Here is a 22,102-nt window from a genome sequence, read left to right as displayed (position 1 = left end):
GCAAAGTAGCGCAACCATTCAACGCATCAGGACTCAAGGAACCACCATGAAAGTTTTCTACGACAAGGACGCCGACCTCTCCCTCATCAAGGGCAAGCAAGTCACCATCATCGGTTATGGCTCGCAAGGCCATGCGCACGCGCTCAACCTGAAGGACAGCGGCGTGAACGTGACGGTGGGTCTGCGTAAGGGCGGCGCATCGTGGAGCAAGGCCGAGAACGCGGGCCTCAAGGTGAAGGAAGTGGCCGAAGCCGTGAAGGGCGCCGACGTCGTCATGATGCTTCTGCCCGACGAGCAGATCGCCGAAGTCTACAAGAACGAAGTGCACGACAACGCCAAGCAGGGCGCGGCGCTCGCGTTCGCGCACGGCTTCAACATCCATTACGGCCAGGTGATCCCGCGTGCGGATCTGGACGTCATCATGATCGCGCCGAAAGCGCCGGGCCACACCGTGCGCAACACGTACAGCCAGGGCGGCGGCGTGCCGCATCTGGTCGCCGTTGCACAGGACAAGTCGGGTTCGGCGCGCGATGTCGCGTTGTCGTACGCAGTGGCGAACGGCGGCGGCCGTGCCGGCATCATCGAGACGAACTTCCGTGAAGAAACGGAAACCGACCTGTTCGGCGAGCAAGCGGTTCTGTGCGGCGGCACCGTCGATCTGATCAAGGCCGGCTTCGAAACGCTGGTGGAAGCGGGCTACGCGCCGGAAATGGCGTACTTCGAGTGCCTGCACGAACTGAAGCTGATCGTCGACCTGATCTATGAAGGCGGCATCGCCAACATGAACTACTCGATCTCGAACAACGCCGAATACGGCGAGTACGTGACGGGTCCGCGCATCGTCACGGAAGAGACGAAGAAGGCGATGAAGGCCGTGCTGAAGGACATCCAGACCGGCGAATACGCGAAGAGCTTCATCATCGAGAACCGCGCCGGTGCGCCGACGCTGCAATCGCGCCGCCGTCTGACCTCCGAGCATCAGATCGAGCAAGTCGGCGAAAAGCTGCGCGCGATGATGCCGTGGATCGCTAAGAACAAGCTCGTCGACCAGTCGAAGAACTAAGCGTCACGTTTTTTGCTCTATCGAAAGCCGTCCGGCAGCCCAGTGCGCCGGGCGGCTTTTGCTATCCTACGGTCTTTATAAACCACAGAACCCGTTCATGAACTATCCTCATCCGATCATTGCCCGCGAAGGCTGGCCGTTCATCGCCATCGCGGCTGTCGTCGCCATCCTCGTGCAAGCGATGGGCGGCTTCGGCTTCGCCTGGATCTTCTGGCTGATCGTGATTTTCGTCGTCCAGTTCTTCCGCGATCCGGCCCGCCCGATCCCGACCCAGCCCAACGCGGTGCTGTGTCCGGCCGACGGGCGCATCGTCGCGGTCGAAACCGCGCACGATCCGTACGTGGGCCGCGAGGCGCTCAAGATCAGCGTGTTCATGAACGTGTTCAACGTGCACTCGCAACGCTCGCCGGTGGACGGCGCGATCACGAAGGTCCAGTACTTTCCGGGCGCGTATCTGAATGCCGCCGTCGATAAAGCTTCGACCGAGAACGAGCGCAACGCGGTCGTGCTGCAGACGGCGAGCGGGCATACCGTCACGTCGGTGCAGATCGCGGGACTGATCGCGCGCCGCATTCTGTGCTACGTGCACGTCGGCGAGCCGCTCACGCGCGGACAGCGCTACGGCTTCATCCGCTTCGGCTCGCGCGTCGACGTGTATCTGCCGGTGGGCAGCCGCCCGCGCGTGTCGATCGGCGAGAAGGTTTCGGCTTCGTCGACGATTCTCGCCGAGTTCGCGGAATAACGCGGGGGATTCGATGGCGGCATTCAAACCGCGCCGTAACCGCGCGAACGCGACGACTCCGCGCGCGTTCCGCCGCAACAAGGCCGCTCAGGACGTGGGCGCCGTGGAGACGCGTCGCGCGAAGCGACAGCAGTTTCTGAGGAAGCGCGGCATTTATCTGCTGCCCAACGCGTTCACGACGGCGGCTTTGTTTTGTGGCTTCTTCGCTGTCGTTCAGGCGATGAACGTCCGTTTCGAGATTGCGGCCATCGCCATTTTCGTCGCGATGGTGCTCGACGGCATGGACGGGCGCGTCGCGCGCATGACGCACACGCAGAGTGCGTTCGGCGAGCAGTTCGACAGTTTGTCGGACATGGTGTCGTTCGGCGTCGCGCCCGCGCTCGTGATGTACGAATGGGTGCTGAAGGACCTCGGGCGCTGGGGCTGGCTCGCGGCGTTCGTGTATTGCTCGGGCGCGGCGTTGCGGCTCGCGCGCTTCAATTCGAACATCGGCGTGGTCGACAAGCGGTACTTTCAAGGTTTGCCGTCGCCGGCCGCGGCGGCGCTCATCGCCGGCTTCGTCTGGCTCGCGACGGACAATCGCGTGCCGCTCAAGCTCGTGTGGCTGCCGTGGGTCGCGTTCGCGCTGACCGTGTACGCAGGCGTAACGATGGTGTCGAACGCGCCGTTCTACAGCGGCAAGGCGCTCGACGTGCGTTATCGCGTGCCGTTCGCGGGCGTGCTGCTGATCGTGGTGGCGTTCGTGCTGGTGTCGTCCGATCCGCCGGTCATGCTGTTTTGCCTGTTCGTGCTGTACGGCTTTTCGGGCTACATCTGGTGGGGATATCTCGCGATGCGCGGCAGGCAGAATCCGGCGCGCAGCTCGCAGCGGGAGCATTAGAGCGGCCGGCGCTCCAGAGCTTGATCGCTGACGCGACGCTCCGGGGCCGTCCACGCCGATGTTCAACGCTCGATCAGCCTTCAAAGCTTCAGATAGCTATAGGTGATGCCCGCATCGTCTGTCGTTCGATTGAAATAGATGCATGACGCGTCGTGCCAGTGTGTGTGCGAATTGAGCACGTGCATCGGGACGAAGGCGGAGCGGAGGTAGTCGGGCGGATACTGCATCATGATCTTCTTGCGAAAAATCTTCGGGAAGCACGACGCAATCCAGTACGGGCCGCTATCGACGCCTATGAATACGCGCGCCTGAGCGATGATGCGAACCACTTCCCAGATGTCGTCGATGCCGCGACAGTCGATCACGCCGGCGTCGGCGTCCGTACGCGCGCCGATCTGAATGATCTCGTGGTCCGCGTAAGCCTCGCGTATATGGGCGATGATTTCGTTGGAAAGTCGCCGGATGCTGTCCTCGCCGTGTGACAAGACAGGATGAAGACCGCTGCCAGTCGTGTGCAGCACGATTCGTCGCTCGACCGCTGGTACCTCCTCAAACCTGTAGAGCCGGGGATGCCGAAGATAAACCACGTGTCCGAATATCGTGCCGGTGCGCTCCGCGATGGAGGAAAAGACCGGTTTTGAGTTGTATTCGTGGAACGACAATTTCGTCGCCCACGGCCACGGCGTTGACCAAAGATTAACGACGCTGGCCGGTTCCACGTCACGGACGACGTACGGATTGTGATCGAAGACCCAGCACCGATCGATATCAACAACTCGCTCGCCCGTGTTCCTGAAGTAATTTTCCGGAAAATTCGAGAACTGGAGCTTGTCTCCCATGCCGTTCGCTCCAACCAGCGTGATGCCGAGCATTTCTATCCTTCGTTGAAAAAGAAGGATTATCTATTGGCAGGGCGGATGCAAAATTGGGTCGGAGCAATTCTTACAAGTACTGCGGTGACATTCTGGGGACCCGCCCCCCATCTAACCCGCGACTAACGTCCCGTTCTGAATATGCACGCGCTCGCCTTGCTGGAACGGCGGCGGATTCTTGTACGTGAAAGTGCGCGTATGGCCGTTTTCCATCCGCACGCGCACCGAATAGTCGGTCTCGCTACGCAGATGCTTCTCGACGGAGTTGCCCGCCAGACCACCGCCGAGCGCGCCGAGGAGCGTCATCGCGGTACGGCCGCCCCCGCGTCCGAACTGGTTGCCGACGACACCGCCCGCGACCGCGCCACCGACCGCGCCGATCCCCGTTCCGTGGCCTTCCTGTTTAACGGCGGAGATTGCCTCGACGGTGCCGCAGGTCGAGCAATACGCGGGGTGCTGCGGCTGTTGCTGCGCATACGAAGGCTGTGCGGGTTGGGGCTGTGCGGGCGCTTGTTGCGCCTGCTGCTGGGCCGCTTGTTGCGCCGCCGCCTGCTGTGCAGCCTGTTGCTGGGCTGCCTGCTGCTGAGCGGCCTGCTGAGCCGCCTGTTGTTGCGCGGCCGTGGGCTGCTGCGCCGCCGGACTCGGCGCGGCGGAATCGACCACTGGCTGTTGCGCGACCGGTGCCGTCTGCGTCTGCGGATTCTGCGCCGAATTGCTCGATGCCTTCGGGAACAACCCCGTCATCGCGGCAGTCGCCACGAGGCTCGCGACGATGACCGCGCCCGCTGCCGTCGCGACGAGCGGATGCAGGCGCCGCTGCTGCGGCTGAGCGCCGCCGGAAGAGGGCGACGTGCTGAGTTTGTTGGTTCCGTTATCCATTGTCGAACCTCCGTTTCGAGGCAAGTTGCGGCTTCCGATGCCGGCCGTTACAGCCAATTCTGGGGGAAACCCGAATTTTTCGCTTTTTCGGCTTGTAACAATTTCGCTGACGCGACGTGCATCGAAAAAAGCACGTCTGATGCCAGCCCCGACAGCACACGCCGACATGCCGCACGCTCCCCAATCGGCCTTGAAATATTTACCATCGGTTACATCAGAATCTGCCAGGCGAAAAAAAGCGCGCCTCGGTGGGCGCGCCTTTCTCGCTTGTCGATCGAGCCAGAAACTCAATCTTCGCGACGCAGATGCGGGAACAGAATCACATCGCGGATGCTCGGGCTGTCGGTCAGCAGCATCACCAGACGATCGACGCCGATGCCGCAACCGCCCGTCGGCGGCATGCCGTATTCGAGCGCGCGGATGTAGTCGGCGTCGAAGTACATCGCTTCCTCGTCGCCCGCGTCTTTCTGATCGACCTGCTTCTGGAAGCGCGCAGCCTGATCTTCCGGATCGTTCAGCTCCGAGAAGCCGTTGGCGATCTCGCGCCCCGTGATGAACAGCTCGAAGCGCTCGGTGATGCCCGGCACCGAATCCGATGCGCGCGCGAGCGGCGACACCTCGATCGGGTAATCGACGATATACGTCGGTTCCCACAATTGCGATTCCGCCGTCTCTTCGAACAGCGCGAGTTGCAGCGATCCGACGCCGGCGTTGAGGAAAGCGGGCTGGTTCGTATCGACGCCGAACTTCTTCAATTCCGTGCGCAGGAACGCGGCGTCCGTCAACTGCGCGTCGGTGTACTGGGGCGCGTACTTCTGGATCGCCTGATTGATCGTCAGGCGATGGAACGGCTTGCTCAGGTCGAGCTCGCGGCCCTGATACGTGATGGTCGCGGTGCCGAGCGCATCGACGGCGGCCTGGCGGATCAGCTGCTCGGTGAAGTCCATCAGCCAGCGGTAATCGGTGTACGCGGCGTAGAACTCCATCATCGTGAATTCCGGATTGTGACGCGGCGACACGCCTTCGTTCCGGAAGTTACGGTTGATCTCGAACACGCGCTCGAAGCCGCCGACGATCAGCCGCTTCAGATACAGCTCGGGCGCGATGCGCAGGAACATCTGCATGTCGAGCGCGTTGTGATGCGTCGTGAAAGGCTTCGCCGCCGCGCCGCCCGGAATCGGGTGCAGCATCGGCGTTTCGACTTCCATGAAGTTCGCCTGCGACATGAAATTGCGGATCGACGTGACGGCCTTCGTGCGCGCCATGAACGTCTTGCGCGACTCCGGCGTAACGATCAGATCGACATAACGCTGGCGATAGCGCATTTCCTGATCGGCGAGACCGTGGAACTTGTCCGGCAGCGGGCGCAGCGCCTTCGAGAGCAGTCGCAATTCCGTGCAGCGCACCGACAGCTCGCCCTTGTTCGTGCGGAACAGCACGCCTTGCGCGGCGACGATGTCGCCCAGATCCCATTTCTTGAAGGCGTCGTAGGTTTCGGCGCCGACATCGGCGGGCGTCACGAAGAACTGGATCTGGCCGCTGCCGTCCTGAACCGTCGCGAAGCTGGCCTTGCCCATTACGCGCTTGAGCATCATGCGCCCGGCGATCGCGACGGGCAGGGGATTCGCTTCGAGCGCGTCTTTGTCCGTTTCGGCGTACTCGCTCTGGAGCGCCGCGGCCTGATGCGTCGGGCGGAAATCGTTCGGATAGGCGACGCCTTGCTCGCGCAGCGAGCGCAGCTTGTCGCGTCGCTCGGCGATGATCTGGTTCTCTTCCAGTTCGGGAGCGGCGCCCGGTTGAGTCGGTTCGGTCATGATGATTCTTGGCTTTGAATGCGGCGAATGCGCGGCGGGATGAAACGAAAGCGGCGCGACCGGAAGGCCACGCCGCTCCAAGGCATCAAACGCCCTGTTTCAGGCTCGCGCCGATGAAGTCGTCGAGGTCGCCGTCGAGCACGGCGCGCGTGTTGCTCATTTCGACGTTGGTGCGCAGATCCTTCACGCGGCTCTGGTCGAGCACGTAGGAGCGGATCTGATGGCCCCAGCCCACATCGGTCTTGCTCGATTCGAGCTTGTCCTGTTCGGCCTGGCGCTTGCGCATCTCGAATTCGTAGAGACGCGCCTTGAGCATCTGCATGGCTTCCGCGCGATTGCGGTGCTGCGAGCGGTCGTTCTGGCACTGCACGACGATGCCGGTGGGCGCGTGCGTGAGACGCACTGCCGAATCGGTCTTGTTGATGTGCTGGCCGCCCGCGCCCGATGCGCGATACGTGTCCGTGCGGATATCGGCGGGATTGATTTCGATCTCGATCGAATCGTCGATTTCCGGATACACGAACACCGACGAGAACGACGTATGCCGGCCGCCCGACGAATCGAACGGCGACTTGCGCACGAGGCGGTGGATGCCCGTTTCGGTGCGCAGATAGCCGTATGCGTATTCGCCTTCGACCTTGATCGTCGCGCTCTTGATGCCGGCGACATCGCCTTCGGATTCTTCGAGGACTTCGGTCTTGAAGCCCTTGCGCTCGCAGTAGCGCAGATACTGGCGCAGCAGCATGGACGCCCAGTCGCACGCTTCGGTGCCGCCCGCGCCCGCCTGAATGTCGATGAAGCAGTTGTTCGGATCGGCCGGGTTCGAGAACATCCGGCGGAATTCCATGTCTTCGACGCGAACGCGCAGCGCATCGGCGTCGGATTCGCACGCGACGAGCGTGTCCTCGTCGTTTTCCTCGTGCGCCATCTCGAAGAGATCGCTGGCGTCGCGCAGGTCGTTGTCGAGCGCGCTGATTGTCGAGACCACGCCGTCGAGCAGCTTCTTTTCACGACCGAGCGCCTGGGCGTTCTTCGAGTCGTTCCAGACGTTCGGGTCTTCGAGTTCCTTGTTGACTTCGACTAGACGCGCGGACTTGGCGTCGTAGTCAAAGATACCCCCGTAGCTCGCCCGCGCGGCGGCGCAGGTCGGCCAGAAGGCTTTCGATCGCGTTGAGACGTTCCGCTTCCATTGTCGATCTTCGGCTTCGTAAAAAGATGAAATTATAGCCGATCGACAACTTTTCCCCGCCTTTCCGGGCGTCCGCCGCGCCTTCTCAGCCCGCGTGCTCGACGATCAGTTGCACCCGCGCGACGCCGTTCCACGAATCGCTGACGAGCCGGTACGCGACGGTCGCGCGCGGCGGCAGCGGATCGACGTGATTGAACCAGATCGCGTTGAAACGCTGCCGCCCGCGCAACAGCGACAGCTTCAGATGCTTCTCTTTCACGAGCGCCTGCGACGCGACTTCGAATTCGCCGGAGAAGGTGGGCGCGGGAAAGCCCTGTCCCCAGACCGCGGCGTCGAGCATGTCGACGAATTGCGGCGTGAAGTACGCGTCCTCCAGCTCGCCGTCGGTTTCGACGGTGCGCGACAGCGCCTCGGCCGTCAGCCATTCGCGCCCGATCGCTTCGAAGGCTTTGGTGAAGCGCGGAATGTCGGCGGTGGAAATCGTCAGGCCCGCGGCCATCGCGTGGCCGCCGAACTTGTGGATGAGACCGGGCTCGCGCTTGCTGATCAGATCGACGGCGTCGCGCAGATGAAAGCCCGGAATCGAGCGGCCGGAGCCCTTGCAGAGCGTGCCGCTGTCGTCGGCGTGGGCGAAGGTGAACGAAGGCCGGTGGAAGCGCTCCTTCAGCCGCCCCGCGACGATGCCGATCACGCCCTGATGCCAGCTCGCATCGTAGAGCGTGAGCGTCGCGCGCTCGCCGGGATCGATCGTCTGCAGTTCGGCGAGCGCCTGCTGCTGCATGCCGGCTTCGATTTCGCGACGCTCGCGGTTCATCGAATCGAGTTGCTGCGCGAGCTCCCACGCGCGGCCGATATCGTCGGTCGTCAGACATTCGATGCCGAGCGACATGTCCGACAGCCGTCCCGCCGCGTTCAGCCGCGGGCCGAGCGCGAAGCCGAGATCGAAGCCCGACGCCGCGCGCGCATCGCGGCCGGCGGCGCGAAAGAGCGCGGCGATGCCCGGCTGCATGCGGCCCGAGCGAATCCGCTTCAAACCTTGCGCGACGAGAATCCGGTTGTTGCAATCGAGCTTCACGACATCGGCGACGGTGCCGAGCGCGACGAGATCGAGCAGGCCGTCGAGGCGCGGCTCGGGCGCGTTCTCATAAGCGCCGCGACGGCGCAACTCGGCGCGCAGCGCGAGCAGCACGTAGAACATCACGCCCACGCCCGCGATGCATTTGCTCGGAAACTCGCAGCCCGGCTGGTTCGGATTGACGATCGCGCGCGCGGCGGGCAGTTCGTCGCCGGGCAGGTGATGATCGGTGACGAGCACGTCGATGCCGAGCGCGTTCGCGGCGGCGACGCCATCGACGCTCGCGATACCGTTATCGACCGTGATCAGCAGATCGGGCAGGCCGTTCTTCGAGCGCGAGGCCAGCTCGACGATTTCCGGCGTGAGCCCGTAGCCGTATTCGAAGCGGTTGGGCACCAGATAGTCGATGGTCGCGCCGAACATGCGCAGGCCGCGCACGGCGACTGCGCAGGCGGTGGCGCCGTCGCAGTCGTAATCCGCGACGACGAGCATGCGTTTGCCTTGCGCGAGCGCATCGGCGAGCACGGCGGCGGCATCGTCGCAGCCTTTCAGGCCGGCGGGCGCGTGCAGGCGCTTGAACTCGGTTTCGACTTCATCGGGCGAGCTCACGCCGCGCGATGCGTACAGACGCGCGATGACGGGATGCAGGCCGTGGCGCATCAGCGCTTCGGCGTCGGCGGGAGAGGAGGCGCGCGTAACGATTCGCGTCATTGCAGGGTGTGCCTTATTCGATGAAGAGCGCCGCGACCGGACGGCGCCGCCAGAACTTGCGCAGATCGGAGCGCGTGACGGAGAGCGTGACCGAGCCGGTGTCGCCGCACAGCGTGAGGCTCAGTCGGCCGAGCGAGCCATCGGTGAGCGCCTGCAGCGCGGGGGCGAACCACGCGGCTTCGAGTTCCTTGAGCGACGCGTTCCAGCGCGCCCAGTCCTGCTCGATGAACGGCGCGGAGAACGGATTGAGCTCGACGAGCGTCGTGCCTTGCGCGCCGTCTTTCGACAGCGATGCGAACGACTCGGGCGGCATCGACGGCTTCACGCCCGACGCGAGCGCGAGACCGCGCGTCGCCGCGGCATCGGACATCACGCGGGCGAAAGGCGTCGCCACGGGCCGCATCGCGCCTTGTCCGTGAAGCCAGATCGAATTGATCGCGGGCAGGCCGCGCGCTTCGCGCTCCACGTTCAGCGGATGCTCGAACCACGCCATCTGCACTTCGTTCTGCAGCTTCATCCAGGCGCGCGAGCGCTCGCCGGTGCGCGCTTCGTGCGGCAGCCAGATTTCGATGTTGCGGCCCGTCGCGCGCAGCGGCGATGCGCCCGCGAGCGAGCCGAGCGCTTCGCCCGACACGTACCAGCGCAAAGGCGTCGGTGCTTGCAGCGTGACGCCCAAATCTTCGATCACCGGCCGCGCGGTCTGAAGGAGCGCGCGCGCTTCTTCCGTGTGCACGCCGAGCGTGTCGGGATCGATCAGCACGAGATGATCGTGCGCGATCCGTACGTGAACCGGCTCGATGCAGGCCCAGGAAGCATCGCCGGGCGTGCCGCCGTCGGCGAGGAGCATGAAGGGTGCGAGCGGGGCGTCGTCGGCATAGCGTTGATCGGCGGGCGTGACGGTGTTGAAGCGCCGCGCGATCCAGCGTTCGTGCGGCAGCGTCCGCTGAAAGTCTTCACCGATGACGCGTTCCTCGAGCGTCGCGCGGGCGAGCACCTTGTCGAGCGCCGCGCTCTCCAGTCCGTGCAGGGCGATGGCGGCATCCGCGGCCGACGGCAGCGCGAACGGCAGCAGGAGATGAAGGTCGTGAACGGGCATGATGCTCGGCATTGTAGGGCAAAGCGGGCAGGGCGACGGACCGCTTCGAAGTGTGCCAGGAGGCCTTGCGATGCCCGCGTCTTCTCGCGCCGCGGCGCGTCTGACGCATCGGGATAGGTAAAATCACATATTCCGCAGTCCCTTTTTACATCCGACACCCGATATGGAGCAGACGTTGGCCGATCCTTTGCACCGCAACGCTACGGCGCCGCGCGCCGCGCGTTTCGGTCACGTGCGCATCGCCGTACTGGTGCCTTGTTATAACGAAGCCGTTACGGTCGGCTCGGTGGTGCAGGGCTTTCTCGCGGCGCTGCCGGACGCGAAGGACTGGACGTGATCGTCGGGGCGCGCCGTTTGCAGGAGCGCGAGGCTTACCGGCTGGGCCATCGCTATCCCGATGCCTCCTGACATGGGCGGTCAATTCCTTCGCTTCGCGATCGCCGGCGCGGTGGGTTTCATCGTCGATGCAGGCGTGCTGATGCTCGGGCTCACGCTCGGCCTCGGTTATTTCGCGGGCCGCGCCGTGTCGTTTCTATGCGCCGTGTTCGCCACCTGGCGGATCAACCGGCGCTTCAGCTTCCCTGGCGTAGCGAAGCGTTCGACCTGGGCGGAATGGTGGCGCTATCTCGCCGCGGCTTCCGTCGGCGGGAGCGTCAACTATCTCGCCTACACGGCGGTCGTGATCAACTGCCGCCCGACTGCATGGCTGCCGACCGTCGCGGTCGGGGTGGGCTCGCTGGCCGGCATGGTCGTCAATTTCGCCACCGTCAAATGGTGGGTCTTCAAACATCGAAACAAGCAGTCGAATGCAGCCAACCAATAGTCCCGCCTCGTCCTCGCGTTGGTCGCAACTGAAGGCGCTCGATCTGAATTCATCGCGTGTGCGGGCCCGCGCGCTGGTTCTCGTGCCCGTGCTCTTCGGCCTGTATTCGCTTGTGCTCGGCGCTGACGCCAACTGGGACCTTTTCAACTATCACCTCTACAACCCGTTCGCGTGGATCAACGGCAAGCTGTCGATCGATTTCGCGCCCGCGGGCATGCAATCGTTCTTCAACCCGATGCTCGACGTCGGGGTGTACTGGCTGAACACGCATCTGCCATCACGCGTGGCAGGGTTCGCGATGGGCGCGCTGCACGGCCTCGTGTTCGTTCTCCTGTTCCATATCGCGCGCTTGGCGGTGCCGCAAAGAGCGCCGGAAGACGCGAATCGCGTGCCGCTGCTGCTCGCGCTCGCGGGCGCGCTGAGTCCGAGTTTCCTGACGGGCATCGGCAACTCGATGGGCGACGATACGACCGCGCTCCTCATCCTCGCGAGCTTGCTCCTTCTGCTCGCGAATTGGGAATCGCTGTCGTCGGTGCGGCTGCGCGGCTGGCTCGTCACCGCGGCTTGCGGCTTCGTGTGCGGACTGGGCGTCGGGCTCAAGCTCACCAACGCGATCTTCGCCGTGGCGCTGTGCGTGGCGCTGCTTGGTTATCCGGCGTCGGCGGCGGTGCGCGTGCGGCTCGCGTTCGTTTTCGGCGTCGGCTCGCTGGCCGGTTTCGCGGTGACGGGCGGTTACTGGCTCTTCCACATGTGGCGGTTGTTCGGCAACCCGTTTTTTCCGCTCTTCGCGAAATGGTTTCCCAATTCGCTGACGGTGCCGCTCAACGGCGATCTGCGCTGGCTGCCGCGCAATCTGCTCGAAACCGTGTTGTGGCCGTTCGTGATCGCCGCCGATCCGAGGCGTGTCGGCGAATCGCCGGTGCGTCAGATCGTCTGGCCGCTCGTCTATGCGCTGTTCTGGATCTGGGTCGCGGCGTGCGCGATCGCGCGGTTTCGCGGACGCGGCATGGCGCGGCTGGAGGCGCGCTCGCGCTTCGTCGTCGTGTTCGTCGCGCTCGGGTTCGTGCTGTGGATGAAGGGCTTCAGCATCTACCGATACGTCGTCGCCATCGAAGTGCTGACGCCCATCGTCACCTTCGTGTTGCTGCAACGGCTGCTCGACGATCGGCTGGCGCGGCGCGTGGCGGCATGGATCATCGGCGGGGCGGTGGCGGTGACCGTTCTGGGCGGCGTGCGGACCTGGGGGCATGAAGGCTGGGCGGACCCGCTTTATCACGCCGAACTGCCGGCGCTTGCCGAACCCGCGCGCACGACCGCGATCATCTACAGCGAGACCACCGCGTGGGCGTGGCTCGCGACACGCTTTCCGGTCGATGTCGCGTTCACGCAGATCGACAGCAGTTTCCCGCGCGGCCCGGCCTTCGACGAACGCGTGCGCGACATGGTCCGCTCGCGCGGCGGCCCCGCCTTCGCCCTGATCGATGGAAGCTACAACTGGCGAGCCGACAGCATGGTGCGCACGAACGCCATTCTCGACAGCGTCGGTCTGACGTCGGGCGCGGGCGGTTGCGGCGCACTGCGCTGGACGGTGGATCATCTGCGCCTGCGCGCGAGCTACCGCGACGATCCGGCCGGCCCGAGGCGCTGTCACCTCGGCCTGCGCGCCGACGATGTCCGCGACAGCGACGCCGAGAACCGCTCGCTCGCCGATCGCGCGGCGTCGGCATTCGGGCGTTACGGCTTCGTGCTCGACACGGCGTCGTGCGCGCGCTACCGCGCCGGAATCGGGAAGGGCGTCACCGTCTATCAGTGGTGCCGCGTGAGCCTGCGCTGAATCGACGGCGACCGTGCACGCCACGCGGCTTTCGGCGTTCGCTGCCGTACCGTTCGCGTCATGTATGGCAAACTTTCGCAAATTCGCGCCATCGGGGCATGACAACGCTGGACAGCAGCAGAAAGGAATCGCTTGAAACTTCCGTACGAATGGCAGATCGGCTGGCGTTACACACGCGCCAGCAAACGCACCACAGGCAACGGCTTCATCTCCTTCATCGCACTCGTGTCGATGGCGGGCATCGCGCTCGGCGTCGCCGCGCTGATCGTCGTGCTGTCGGTCATGAACGGCTTCCAGAAGGAAGTGCGCGACCGGATGCTCTCGGTGCTCGCGCACGTCGAAATCTTCTCGCCGACCGGCTCCATGCCCAACTGGCAACTGACCGCGCAGGAAGCGCGCCGCAATCCGGAAGTGATCGGCGCGGCGCCCTATGTCGAAGCGCAGGCATTGCTCACGCGCCAGGGTGCGGTGAGCGGCGTCGCGCTGCGCGGCGTGGAGCCGTCGCTTGAGCCGGAAGTGTCGGACATCGGTAAGGAGATGCGCGCGGGCAAGCTCACGGACCTCAAGCCGGGCGAATTCGGCATCGTGCTCGGCAAGGATCTCGCAGCGAATCTCGGCGTGACGGACGGCGACAAGATCACGCTCGTCGCGCCTGAAGGCACCATCACCCCGGCGGGGATGATGCCGCGGCTCAAGCAATTCACCGTGGTCGGCGTCTTCGAGTCCGGTCACTATGAATACGACTCGACGCTCGCGCTCATCGAAATCCACGACGCCCAGGCGCTCTTTCGCCTGCCCGCGCCGACCGGCGTGCGCCTGCGCCTGAAGGACATGCAGCGCGCGCCCGAAGTCGCGCGTCAGCTCGCGCGCACGCTGTCGGGCGATCTCTACATCCGCGACTGGACGCAGCAGAACAAGACCTGGTTCTCCGCCGTGCAGATCGAAAAACGCATGATGTTCATCATCCTCACGCTGATCATCGCGGTGGCGGCGTTCAATCTGGTGTCCTCGCTCGTGATGACCGTCACCGACAAGCAGGCCGATATCGCCATCCTGCGCACGCTCGGCGCGCAGCCCGGCTCGATCATGAAGATCTTCGTCGTGCAGGGCGTGACGATCGGCTTCATCGGCACGGCGCTCGGCGTGACGTTCGGCTGTCTCGTCGCGTGGAGCATTCCGTGGCTCGTGCCGATGATCGAGCATCTCTTCAACGTCCAGTTCCTGCCGTCTTCGGTGTATTTCATCAGCGAACTGCCATCGGAGCTCGTGCCGGGGGATGTCGCGAAGATCGGCGTCATCGCTTTCGTGTTGTCGTCGCTCGCGACGCTCTATCCGAGCTGGCGCGGCGCGAAGGTTCGTCCGGCGGAGGCGCTGCGCTATGAGTGACCTGATTCCGGCCAACAATCTCGTTCTGCAGGCATCGGCCATTTCGAAGACGTTCGTGCAGGGCGGCTTCAACGTGCCCGTGCTCAACAACGCGCAACTCGACGTGATGAAGGGCGAAAAGCTCGCGATCGTCGGCGCGTCGGGCTCGGGCAAGAGCACGCTGCTGCACGTGCTCGGCGGGCTCGACGAGCCGAGCGCGGGCAAGGTTTCGCTGCTCGGCAAGCCGTTCACCGAGCTGAAGGAGAAGGAGCGCAACGAGTTGCGCAACCGTGCGCTCGGCTTCGTGTATCAGTTCCATCATCTGCTGCCGGAATTCACGGCGCTCGATAACGTCGCGATGCCGTTGCGCATCCGCCGCATGGCCGAGGACGACGCGCGCCGGCAGGCGCAGGAGATGCTGGAACGCGTGGGCATCGGGCACCGCGCGAAGCATCGGCCGGGCGAATTGTCGGGCGGCGAGCGGCAGCGTGTGGCGATCGCGCGCGCGCTCGTCACGCGTCCGGCCTGCGTGCTCGCCGATGAACCCACCGGCAACCTCGACGGCGGCACGGCCGACACCGTCTTCAACCTGATGCTGGAGCTGTCGCAGACGCTGGAAACGAGCTTCGTGATCGTCACGCACGATCCCGATCTCGCCGCGCGCTGCGACCGCATCATGCGCCTGCGCGACGGCGTGCTGCACGAAGAGCCGCCCGTGCCGGTATAACGCGTTTCCTGTGCGGGAGGCGTCATGTGGATCGATACGCACTGTCATCTCGATGCCGGAGAGTTCGATGCCGACCGCGATGCCGTCGCCGGCGCGGCGCTCGATGCGGGCGTGACGCGCATCGTGATTCCGGGCGTCGAGCGCGGCAACATCGCGACGGTGCGCGCGCTCGCGCATCGCATCGCGGGCGGCGCGTATGCGCTCGGCATACACCCGCTTTTCACGCCGGGCGCGCAGGAAGACGATCTGCGCGTGCTGCGCGACGAGATCGCAGCGAGCCTCGACGATCCGCTGTTCGTCGGCATCGGCGAGATCGGGCTGGATTATTTCGTGCCGACGCTCGACGATGCGCGTCAGCAATTCTTCTACAACGAACAGTTGAAGCTTGCGCGCGAGTTCGATCTGCCCGTGATTTGCCACGTGCGCAAGTCGCAGGACAAGGTGCTGAAAGGCTTGCGCGTGCACGACATTCATCGCGGCATCGCGCACGCGTTCAACGGCAGTTTCCAGCAGGCCGAGGCGTTCATCGCGCAGGGCATGCGTCTCGGCTTCGGGGGCAATCTCACGTTCGAACGCGCGCGGCAGATTCGCCGTCTCGCAGCGGAGCTTCCGCTCGACGCGATCGTGCTCGAAACCGATGCGCCCGACATCGCGCCTTCGTGGCGCTACAAGCAGCGCAATACGCCGGACCAGGTCGCGCAAATCGCAAAGGTGCTCGCGCAGTTGCGCGGCATCGACGAAAACACGCTCGCCCTAGGCACAACGGCTAACGCGCACGCCGCGCTCCCACGGCTCGCGCCCGCCTCTTCATAATCGTTTCGATGGACGTTCGTCTCCGCGAGCGAGCGTCTGCGGCAACGAAAACGAAGAGGAAGAAGTGCGCGCGATTCTGCTGGGATTTGCGTTGGGCGTCTGGGGCTTGCAGCAGCAGGCCCGCTTGCCGGATGGCATCGCGTGGTCCGCAATCTGCGCGGCGTTCGTCGTCACGATGACGCTCGGCGCGATGAAGCCGCGTGTGCGCATCGCGAGCTTCGTAATCGGCGCTTGTGCGCTCGGCTTCGCGTACGCCGCGATGCGCGCCGAAGTCCGGCTGCGCGAGCAATTGCCCGTCGCGTACGAGCAGCGCGATATCGAATTGACGGGCTTCGTGCGCGGGCTTCCCGAGCAACAGGCGGACGGCACGCGCTTCGTCTTTGAAGTCGAAGCGAACGGCGCGGGTCTGCGCGATTTTCCACGCATCGTGCGATTGCTCTGGCCGTCGCCGAATCGCGCAACGCTCCGCGCCGGCGAGCGATGGACGCTGACCGCGCGTCTGAAACGCGCGCACGCCAATGCGAACTTCGGCCTGCGCGATGCCGAAGCGTGCCTGCTCGAACGCGGCATTCGCGCGACGGGCAATGTGTCGGCTGCGCACGCGCCGCGCCGCGTGAGTCCCGATGCGGCCGGTCCGCGTCTGATGATCGATCGTCTGCGTGCGCGCATGCGTGATCGCATCGACAACGTGCTCGGGCGTGCGCCGCATCGCGGGATCATCGTCGCGCTCGCGGTGGGCGCGCAGGACGCGGTCAGCGATGCCGACTGGGCCGTCATGCGCGCGACCGGCACGAGTCATCTCGTCGCGATATCGGGCTTGCACATCGGGTTCGTCGCGGGACTGGCGGCGTTGATCGTCGGCTTCGTGTGGAAGCGCCTGAGGTTGCGAGGTGTGCCTGCGCCATTGATCGCGGCCGCGCCCAAGGTGGCCGTGGCCGGTGCGGCCGTCTTCGCCGCCTGCTATGCCGCGCTCGCCGGATTCAACGTGCCGGCGCAACGCACGCTCTGGATGCTGCTGATTTTCGCCATCGCGTTTCTCTGCGGACGGCGGCCCGCGTCGTCGCTGGTGCTTTTGTGGGCGCTCGCGATCGTGCTCGTCGCCGATCCGTGGGCGGTGACGTCGCCGGGATTCTGGCTGTCGTTCTGCGCCGTGGCAGCGATTCTGCACGCGATCGCGTCGGCGGGGCGATTCGAGTCGCGCGCGCAGCCGGAAGATCGCGATGACATCGATCAGTGGGATCGCGTCGATCCGAGCGAAGTCGGGCAGCGCCCGGCGCACTCGACGAGGCGCACATTGCTTCCGGCCTTCGCGCGGTTTTGTCGCCGCGTCCGGCGTCACGTGATGTCGAGCGTGCGCGTGCAATACGCGGTGACGATCGCGCTCGCGCCGCTCACGGTCTACTGGTTCTCGCAGATTCCGTTGCTCGGCCCGCTCGCGAATGCGTTCGCGATACCGTGGATCAGCGTGCTCGTGACGCCCGCGACGCTCGCGGGCCTCGTGCTGCCCGCGCCGCTCGATGCGCCGATGCTCCACGCCGCGCATGCCGCGCTCTCGCTGCTCTGCGATGGACTCTCGCGCCTCGCCGATGCCGTGCCATCGCCGCTCTGGGTTCTGCCGCAGCCGGGAGCGTTCGCGCTCGCGGCAGCGTGCATCGGCGCTGCATGGGCGCTCGCGCCGCGCGGCTGGCCGCTGCGCTTCGCCGCGCCGCTGACCTGGCTGCCGCTCCTCGCTCCCGCTACGCATCCCGCGCCCGCAGGCGCATTTCGGGTCACCGCGCTCGATATCGGGCAGGGCTCGGCGCTCGTCGTCGAAACGGCGCGGCACACCTTGCTCTTCGATGCCGGTCCCGGCCCCGAATCGACGCACGCGGGCGAGCGTATCGTCGTGCCTTATCTGCAGGCCGCGGGCATTCGCGCGCTCGATGCGCTCGTCATCAGCCATTCGGATTCGGATCACGCAGGCGGCGCGCCCGCCGTATTGCAATCGATCGCCGTGCGCCAGTTTCTGGCGTCGCTGCCCGCGACGGACGCGTTGTGGCCGAACGCGCGCGCACGCGGCGCGCAAACGCTGCGCTGCGCGGCGGGGCAGCGCTGGACCTGGGACGGCGTCGAATTCCGCGTGCTGTGGCCCGAGCCGGGGCCGCTTTCGGGCAAGCCGAACTATCAGTCGTGCGTGCTTCGCGTAACGAACGCGGCGGGGCGCGCGGCGTTGTTCGCGGCCGATATCGAAGCGGATGTCGAACGCGCGCTGATCGCTCGCGAGCGCGACGCCTTGCGAGCCGACGTGCTGATCGTGCCGCATCACGGCAGCCGCACCTCATCGACCGAGCCTTTCCTCGATTCTGTCGGGCCGTTCGTGGCGATATTTCAGGTAGGCTATCGCAACCGCTTTCACCATCCGCATCCGACCGTGTTCGCGCGTTACCAGATGCGCGATATCGTGCTTTCGCGCAGTGATGAAGACGGCGCGGCACGCAGCGAAATCGGTTCGCAGATCACGTTCGAGCGCTACCGGCAAAGCCACGCGCGCTACTGGATGGCGCGCTAAAAAAATAGAGACACGCTTGAAAGACATCATCCATTTCTCGCACGCGAACGGTTTTCCGGCATCGGTCTATCGCACGATTTTCGCAGAGCTTTCCGACGATTACGAAGTTCGCAGCATCGAGCGCATCGGGCATGACGCGCGCTTTCCGGTGACCCGCGACTGGCCGTATCTCGTCGATCAACTCATCGATGACATGAGCCGCTATCGACGCGAAGCCGACGACGCGCATCCGAAGGTATGGCTCGTCGGGCATTCGCTCGGCGGCTATGTGTCGCTGATGGCCGCGCTGAAGCGTCCGCAATGGGTGAAGGGCGTCGTGATGCTCGATTCGCCCGTGATCGCCGGCTGGCGGAGCAGTCTCCTGCGCGTCACGCAATGGACGGGACTGGATGAGCGCCTGTCGCCCGCCGCCGCAACCAGGAAACGCCGCACGCAGTGGGCGAGCCGCGACGAGGCGTGGCGGCATTTTCTGTCGAAGCCCGCGTTCGCCCGCTGGGACGAGCGCATGTTGTCCGACTACATCGATTTCGGCATTCCGCAGACGCATTCGAACGGCGCGCGCTCGCTCGCGTTCGATCGTCATATCGAATATCTGATCTATCGCACGCTGCCGCACACGCTCGGCGCGCGCGTCGCCCACGGCGTGCCGGTGCCGGTCGGCTTCATCGCGGGGACGCGTTCGCGCGAAGTGCGGCAGGTGGGGCTCGGCATGACGCGGCGTATCGCGGGGGCGCGCATCGAATGGATGGAAGGCAGCCATCTCTTTCCGATGGAACGCCCGATCGACACCGCGCGCGCAGTGCAGCGCCTGCTTAAAGCAATGCAGCCATCGCCATGACGAGGCGCTCAAAAGGGCACGAGCACGCACGCGGGCCTTGACGAACGGCCGGCGCGACGTTCCGCAAAAATGACGGGGAAAAGGGCGGTTTTGTAGTCGATCTCCGCGTCTGGTGCGCTTCGTGGGAACCTGCCTTTACGGTATAATCCGTTTTTCCCGCGAGCATCTAGCGATGACCAAATATGTATTCGTCACCGGCGGCGTAGTTTCGTCCCTTGGCAAGGGTATTGCCGCCGCCTCCCTCGCCGCGATCCTCGAATCGCGCGGTCTGAAAGTCACTCTCCTCAAGCTCGATCCCTACATCAACGTCGACCCCGGCACGATGAGCCCGTTTCAGCACGGCGAAGTGTTCGTGACGGAAGACGGAGCGGAGACCGACCTCGACCTCGGCCACTACGAGCGCTTCATCAGCACGAAGATGCGCAAGGCCAACAACTTCACCACGGGCCAGATTTACGAATCGGTGATCCGCAAGGAACGCCGCGGTGAATATCTGGGCAAGACGGTGCAGGTCATTCCGCACATCACCAACGAAATCCAGGCTTTCGTCGAGCGTGGCGCCGCAGCGGCGACATGCGGTCAGCCGGATGTCGCGATCGTCGAAGTCGGCGGCACGGTGGGTGACATCGAGTCGCTGCCGTTCCTCGAAGCCGCGCGTCAGATGAGCCTGCGCATGGGCCGCAACAGCGCGTGCTTCGTGCATCTCACGCTGGTCCCGTTCATCGCGACCGCGGGCGAGCTGAAGACCAAGCCCACGCAGCACAGTGTGCAGAAGCTGCGCGAAATCGGTATCTATCCGAACGTGCTGCTGTGCCGCGCGGACCGCCCGATTCCGGACGACGAGCGCGCCAAGATCTCGATGTTCTCGAACGTGCCCGAAGACGCGGTCATTTCCGTGTGGGACGCCGACAGCATCTACAAGATTCCGCAGATGCTCAACGACCAGCACCTCGACGACATCATCTGCGAAGCGCTCAAGCTGTCGCCGCCGCCGGCGGATTTGTCGATGTGGTCGAACCTCGTCGAGAAGCTCGAGAATCCGAAGAGCGAAGTAACCATCGGCATGGTCGGCAAGTATGTCGAGCTGACCGAGTCGTACAAGTCGCTGATCGAAGCGCTGCGTCACGCCGCGATTCACACGTCGACGAAGGTCAATATCGAGTACATCGATTCCGAGCAGATCGACGCCGAAGGCACCGATGCACTCAAGCATCTCGACGCCGTGCTCGTTCCGGGCGGTTTCGGCCGGCGCGGCACGGAAGGCAAGATCAAGGCGATCAAATACGCACGCGAATCGAAGACGCCGTATCTCGGCATCTGCCTCGGCATGCAGCTCGCGGTGATCGAATTCGCACGCGATGTCGCCGGTCTCGCCGATGCGAACAGCACCGAGTTCGATCAGGACACGAAGAACCCGGTCGTCGCGCTCATCACCGAGTGGTACGACCGCGCGGGCCGCATCGAGAAGCGCAACGAGGAGTCGGATCTCGGCGGCACCATGCGCCTCGGTTCGCAGAAGTGCCCGATCAAGCCGGGCACGATGGCCGGACGCATCTATGGCACCGATGTGAACGAGCGTCATCGTCACCGTTATGAAGTCAATAACCGTTTCGTGCCCCAGCTCGAGGCCGGCGGGCTTATCATCAGCGCCCGTACCCCGAGCGAGGATCTGCCCGAAATGATGGAGTTGCCGCAGTCGCTGCACCCGTGGTTCGTCGGCGTGCAGTTCCACCCCGAATTCACGTCGACGCCGCGCGACGGGCATCCGCTCTTCAAGGCGTTCGTCGAAGCGGCGCGCGCACACGCCGAATCCGGCGATGCGAAGGCGCCCGCCAGGGCTGCGGCGACCGCGGGAGCGCAAGCATGAAGCTGTGTCACTTCGAAGCCGGTCTCGACAAGCCGTTCTTTCTGATCGCGGGCACGTGTGTCGTCGAATCGGAGCAAATGACGATCGACGTCGCCGGGCGCCTCAAGGAAATGACCGAGAAGCTCGGCGTGCCGTTCATCTACAAGTCGTCCTACGACAAGGCGAACCGCAGCTCGGGCAAGTCGTTTCGCGGCCTCGGCATGGACGAAGGGCTGCGCATTCTCGGCGAAGTGAAGAAGCAACTCGGCGTGCCGGTTCTCACGGACGTGCACGCGGAGCACGAGATCGAAGCGGTCGCATCGGTGGTGGACGTGCTGCAAACGCCCGCGTTCCTGTGCCGTCAGACCGATTTCATCCACGCGTGCGCGCGCTCGGGCAAGCCGGTGAACATCAAGAAGGGCCAGTTCCTCGCGCCGCACGACATGAAGAACGTGATCGACAAGGCGCGCGACGCCGCGCGTGAAGCGGGTCTGTCGGAAGACCGTTTCATGGCGTGCGAGCGCGGTGTGTCGTTCGGCTATAACAACCTCGTGTCCGACATGCGCTCGCTCGCGATCATGCGCGAAACCAACGCGCCGGTCGTGTTCGACGCGACGCATTCGGTACAGTTGCCGGGCGGGCAGGGCACGAGTTCGGGCGGTCAGCGCGAGTTCGTTCCGGTGCTCGCGCGCGCGGCAGTCGCGACGGGCGTCGCGGGTCTCTTCATGGAGACGCATCCGGACCCGGCATGCGCGAAGTCGGACGGCCCGAATGCGGTGCCGCTGCATCACATGGAAGCGCTGCTCAAGACGCTCATCACCATCGATCGCGCGGTGAAGAGCGGCTCGTTCCTCGAGAACGATTTCAACTGAGCATCTGCGGCAAAAAAGAAGTGCGGCGCGGGCGTCTTCATCGGCGCCCGTGTCACGATAAGAGGTCACCTGGAGTGACCGGAGCAACGGAGGAGCGTGCGACGCATCAGGGCGC

19 protein-coding genes are annotated in these 22,102 nt (G+C 64.7%); 13 read left to right on the top strand and 6 right to left on the bottom strand.

The window, feature by feature from the left end:
• Positions 1-46: 46 nt before the first annotated feature.
• From ilvC to pssA, 3 genes are all read left to right on the top strand, one after another.
• Positions 47-1,063 (top strand): ketol-acid reductoisomerase, encoded by a 1,017-nt coding sequence (ilvC, locus tag QCE73_RS09180; protein WP_035510019.1) that lies wholly within the window; start codon positions 47-49, stop codon positions 1,061-1,063.
• A 97-nt stretch (positions 1,064-1,160) separates the two neighbouring features.
• Positions 1,161-1,805, top strand: coding sequence for a phosphatidylserine decarboxylase (locus tag QCE73_RS09175; RefSeq protein WP_035510022.1), 645 nt, complete (start codon positions 1,161-1,163; stop codon positions 1,803-1,805).
• A gap of 13 nt (positions 1,806-1,818) precedes the next feature.
• Entirely contained in the window at positions 1,819-2,685 is an 867-nt protein-coding gene (gene pssA / locus QCE73_RS09170) for a CDP-diacylglycerol--serine O-phosphatidyltransferase (RefSeq protein WP_035510024.1), read from the top strand.
• A gap of 80 nt (positions 2,686-2,765) precedes the next feature.
• Here the strand turns inward: pssA and QCE73_RS09165 are convergent, their stop codons facing one another.
• The 6 genes from QCE73_RS09165 to QCE73_RS09140 form a co-directional block, all read right to left on the bottom strand.
• A complete protein-coding gene (locus tag QCE73_RS09165; protein ID WP_035510028.1) occupies positions 2,766-3,557 on the bottom strand; it encodes a hypothetical protein in 792 nt (263 codons plus the stop codon).
• Between the two features lie 111 nt (positions 3,558-3,668).
• Complete coding sequence (locus QCE73_RS09160) at positions 3,669-4,436, bottom strand: glycine zipper 2TM domain-containing protein (RefSeq protein WP_309880844.1); 768 nt, start codon at positions 4,434-4,436, stop codon at positions 3,669-3,671.
• Positions 4,437-4,723: 287 nt separating this feature from the next.
• Entirely contained in the window at positions 4,724-6,250 is a 1,527-nt protein-coding gene (gene lysS / locus QCE73_RS09155) for a lysine--tRNA ligase (RefSeq protein WP_309880842.1), read from the bottom strand.
• An 85-nt stretch (positions 6,251-6,335) separates the two neighbouring features.
• Positions 6,336-7,440 (bottom strand): peptide chain release factor 2 gene (gene prfB / locus QCE73_RS09150; RefSeq protein ID WP_187608802.1). Its coding sequence is split into 2 segments (ribosomal slippage): positions 6,336-7,358 and positions 7,360-7,440, totalling 1,104 coding nucleotides; the frame shifts between segments, so codons are not numbered across the junction.
• Positions 7,441-7,524: 84 nt separating this feature from the next.
• Positions 7,525-9,225 (bottom strand): single-stranded-DNA-specific exonuclease RecJ, encoded by a 1,701-nt coding sequence (gene recJ, locus QCE73_RS09145; protein ID WP_309880839.1) that lies wholly within the window; start codon positions 9,223-9,225, stop codon positions 7,525-7,527.
• Between the two features lie 13 nt (positions 9,226-9,238).
• Complete coding sequence (locus QCE73_RS09140) at positions 9,239-10,333, bottom strand: regulator (RefSeq protein ID WP_309880838.1); 1,095 nt, start codon at positions 10,331-10,333, stop codon at positions 9,239-9,241.
• 151 nt (positions 10,334-10,484) lie between these two features.
• Between QCE73_RS09140 and QCE73_RS09135 the strand changes: the two genes are divergently transcribed.
• From QCE73_RS09135 to kdsA, 10 genes are all read left to right on the top strand, one after another.
• The gene (locus QCE73_RS09135; RefSeq protein WP_309880836.1) at positions 10,485-10,658 is read left to right on the top strand and encodes a hypothetical protein; all 174 of its coding nucleotides are present in this window, start codon (positions 10,485-10,487) and stop codon (positions 10,656-10,658) included.
• Between the two features lie 60 nt (positions 10,659-10,718).
• The gene (locus tag QCE73_RS09130) at positions 10,719-11,144 is read left to right on the top strand and encodes a GtrA family protein (RefSeq protein WP_309880835.1); all 426 of its coding nucleotides are present in this window, start codon (positions 10,719-10,721) and stop codon (positions 11,142-11,144) included.
• Positions 11,128-12,978, top strand: a complete 1,851-nt coding sequence (locus QCE73_RS09125) for a hypothetical protein (RefSeq protein WP_309880834.1) — start codon at positions 11,128-11,130, stop codon at positions 12,976-12,978. Before QCE73_RS09130 ends, QCE73_RS09125 begins: the two co-directional genes overlap by 17 nt.
• Positions 12,979-13,110: 132 nt before the next feature.
• Positions 13,111-14,364: a lipoprotein-releasing ABC transporter permease subunit gene (locus tag QCE73_RS09120; RefSeq protein ID WP_035510046.1), complete on the top strand. Its 1,254-nt coding sequence runs from the start codon at positions 13,111-13,113 to the stop codon at positions 14,362-14,364.
• Complete coding sequence (gene lolD, locus QCE73_RS09115; RefSeq protein WP_035510050.1) at positions 14,357-15,070, top strand: lipoprotein-releasing ABC transporter ATP-binding protein LolD; 714 nt, start codon at positions 14,357-14,359, stop codon at positions 15,068-15,070. The genes QCE73_RS09120 and lolD overlap by 8 nt, the downstream gene beginning before the upstream one ends.
• Before the next feature lie 24 nt (positions 15,071-15,094).
• On the top strand, positions 15,095-15,883 hold the full coding sequence (locus tag QCE73_RS09110; protein WP_035510051.1) for a TatD family hydrolase: 789 nt from the start codon (positions 15,095-15,097) through the stop codon (positions 15,881-15,883).
• Between the two features lie 64 nt (positions 15,884-15,947).
• A complete protein-coding gene (locus tag QCE73_RS09105) occupies positions 15,948-18,431 on the top strand; it encodes a DNA internalization-related competence protein ComEC/Rec2 (protein WP_309880830.1) in 2,484 nt (827 codons plus the stop codon).
• Positions 18,432-18,447: 16 nt separating this feature from the next.
• The gene (locus tag QCE73_RS09100) at positions 18,448-19,269 is read left to right on the top strand and encodes an alpha/beta hydrolase (RefSeq protein WP_309880828.1); all 822 of its coding nucleotides are present in this window, start codon (positions 18,448-18,450) and stop codon (positions 19,267-19,269) included.
• A gap of 172 nt (positions 19,270-19,441) precedes the next feature.
• Complete coding sequence (locus QCE73_RS09095; RefSeq protein ID WP_187608811.1) at positions 19,442-21,136, top strand: CTP synthase; 1,695 nt, start codon at positions 19,442-19,444, stop codon at positions 21,134-21,136.
• Positions 21,133-21,987 (top strand): 3-deoxy-8-phosphooctulonate synthase, encoded by an 855-nt coding sequence (gene kdsA, locus QCE73_RS09090; RefSeq protein ID WP_035503085.1) that lies wholly within the window; start codon positions 21,133-21,135, stop codon positions 21,985-21,987. Before QCE73_RS09095 ends, kdsA begins: the two co-directional genes overlap by 4 nt.
• Positions 21,988-22,102: the final 115 nt, after the last annotated feature.

Source organism: Caballeronia sp. LZ029 (assembly GCF_031451275.1).
GTDB classification, from domain to species: domain Bacteria; phylum Pseudomonadota; class Gammaproteobacteria; order Burkholderiales; family Burkholderiaceae; genus Caballeronia; species Caballeronia jiangsuensis.
The sequence above is the reverse complement of the archived record's forward strand: the minus strand, read 5'-3'. Positions and strand labels throughout refer to the sequence as shown.

Bases quoted from the DNA above. Each gene is read 5' to 3' on its own strand.
- QCE73_RS09165 (WP_035510028.1), bottom strand. From the start codon at position 3,557: ATGCTCGGCATCACGCTGGTTGGAGCGAACGGCATGGGAGACAAGCTC.
- QCE73_RS09125 (WP_309880834.1), top strand. From the start codon at position 11,128: ATGCAGCCAACCAATAGTCCCGCCTCGTCCTCGCGTTGGTCGCAACTG.
- kdsA (WP_035503085.1), top strand. From the start codon at position 21,133: ATGAAGCTGTGTCACTTCGAAGCCGGTCTCGACAAGCCGTTCTTTCTG.
- lolD (WP_035510050.1), top strand. From the start codon at position 14,357: ATGAGTGACCTGATTCCGGCCAACAATCTCGTTCTGCAGGCATCGGCC.
- recJ (WP_309880839.1), bottom strand. From the start codon at position 9,225: ATGACGCGAATCGTTACGCGCGCCTCCTCTCCCGCCGACGCCGAAGCG.
- QCE73_RS09095 (WP_187608811.1), top strand. From the start codon at position 19,442: ATGACCAAATATGTATTCGTCACCGGCGGCGTAGTTTCGTCCCTTGGC.
- QCE73_RS09130 (WP_309880835.1), top strand. From the start codon at position 10,719: ATGCCTCCTGACATGGGCGGTCAATTCCTTCGCTTCGCGATCGCCGGC.
- QCE73_RS09135 (WP_309880836.1), top strand. From the start codon at position 10,485: ATGGAGCAGACGTTGGCCGATCCTTTGCACCGCAACGCTACGGCGCCG.
- pssA (WP_035510024.1), top strand. From the start codon at position 1,819: ATGGCGGCATTCAAACCGCGCCGTAACCGCGCGAACGCGACGACTCCG.
- lysS (WP_309880842.1), bottom strand. From the start codon at position 6,250: ATGACCGAACCGACTCAACCGGGCGCCGCTCCCGAACTGGAAGAGAAC.
- QCE73_RS09140 (WP_309880838.1), bottom strand. From the start codon at position 10,333: ATGCCGAGCATCATGCCCGTTCACGACCTTCATCTCCTGCTGCCGTTC.
- QCE73_RS09160 (WP_309880844.1), bottom strand. From the start codon at position 4,436: ATGGATAACGGAACCAACAAACTCAGCACGTCGCCCTCTTCCGGCGGC.
- ilvC (WP_035510019.1), top strand. From the start codon at position 47: ATGAAAGTTTTCTACGACAAGGACGCCGACCTCTCCCTCATCAAGGGC.
- QCE73_RS09110 (WP_035510051.1), top strand. From the start codon at position 15,095: ATGTGGATCGATACGCACTGTCATCTCGATGCCGGAGAGTTCGATGCC.
- QCE73_RS09175 (WP_035510022.1), top strand. From the start codon at position 1,161: ATGAACTATCCTCATCCGATCATTGCCCGCGAAGGCTGGCCGTTCATC.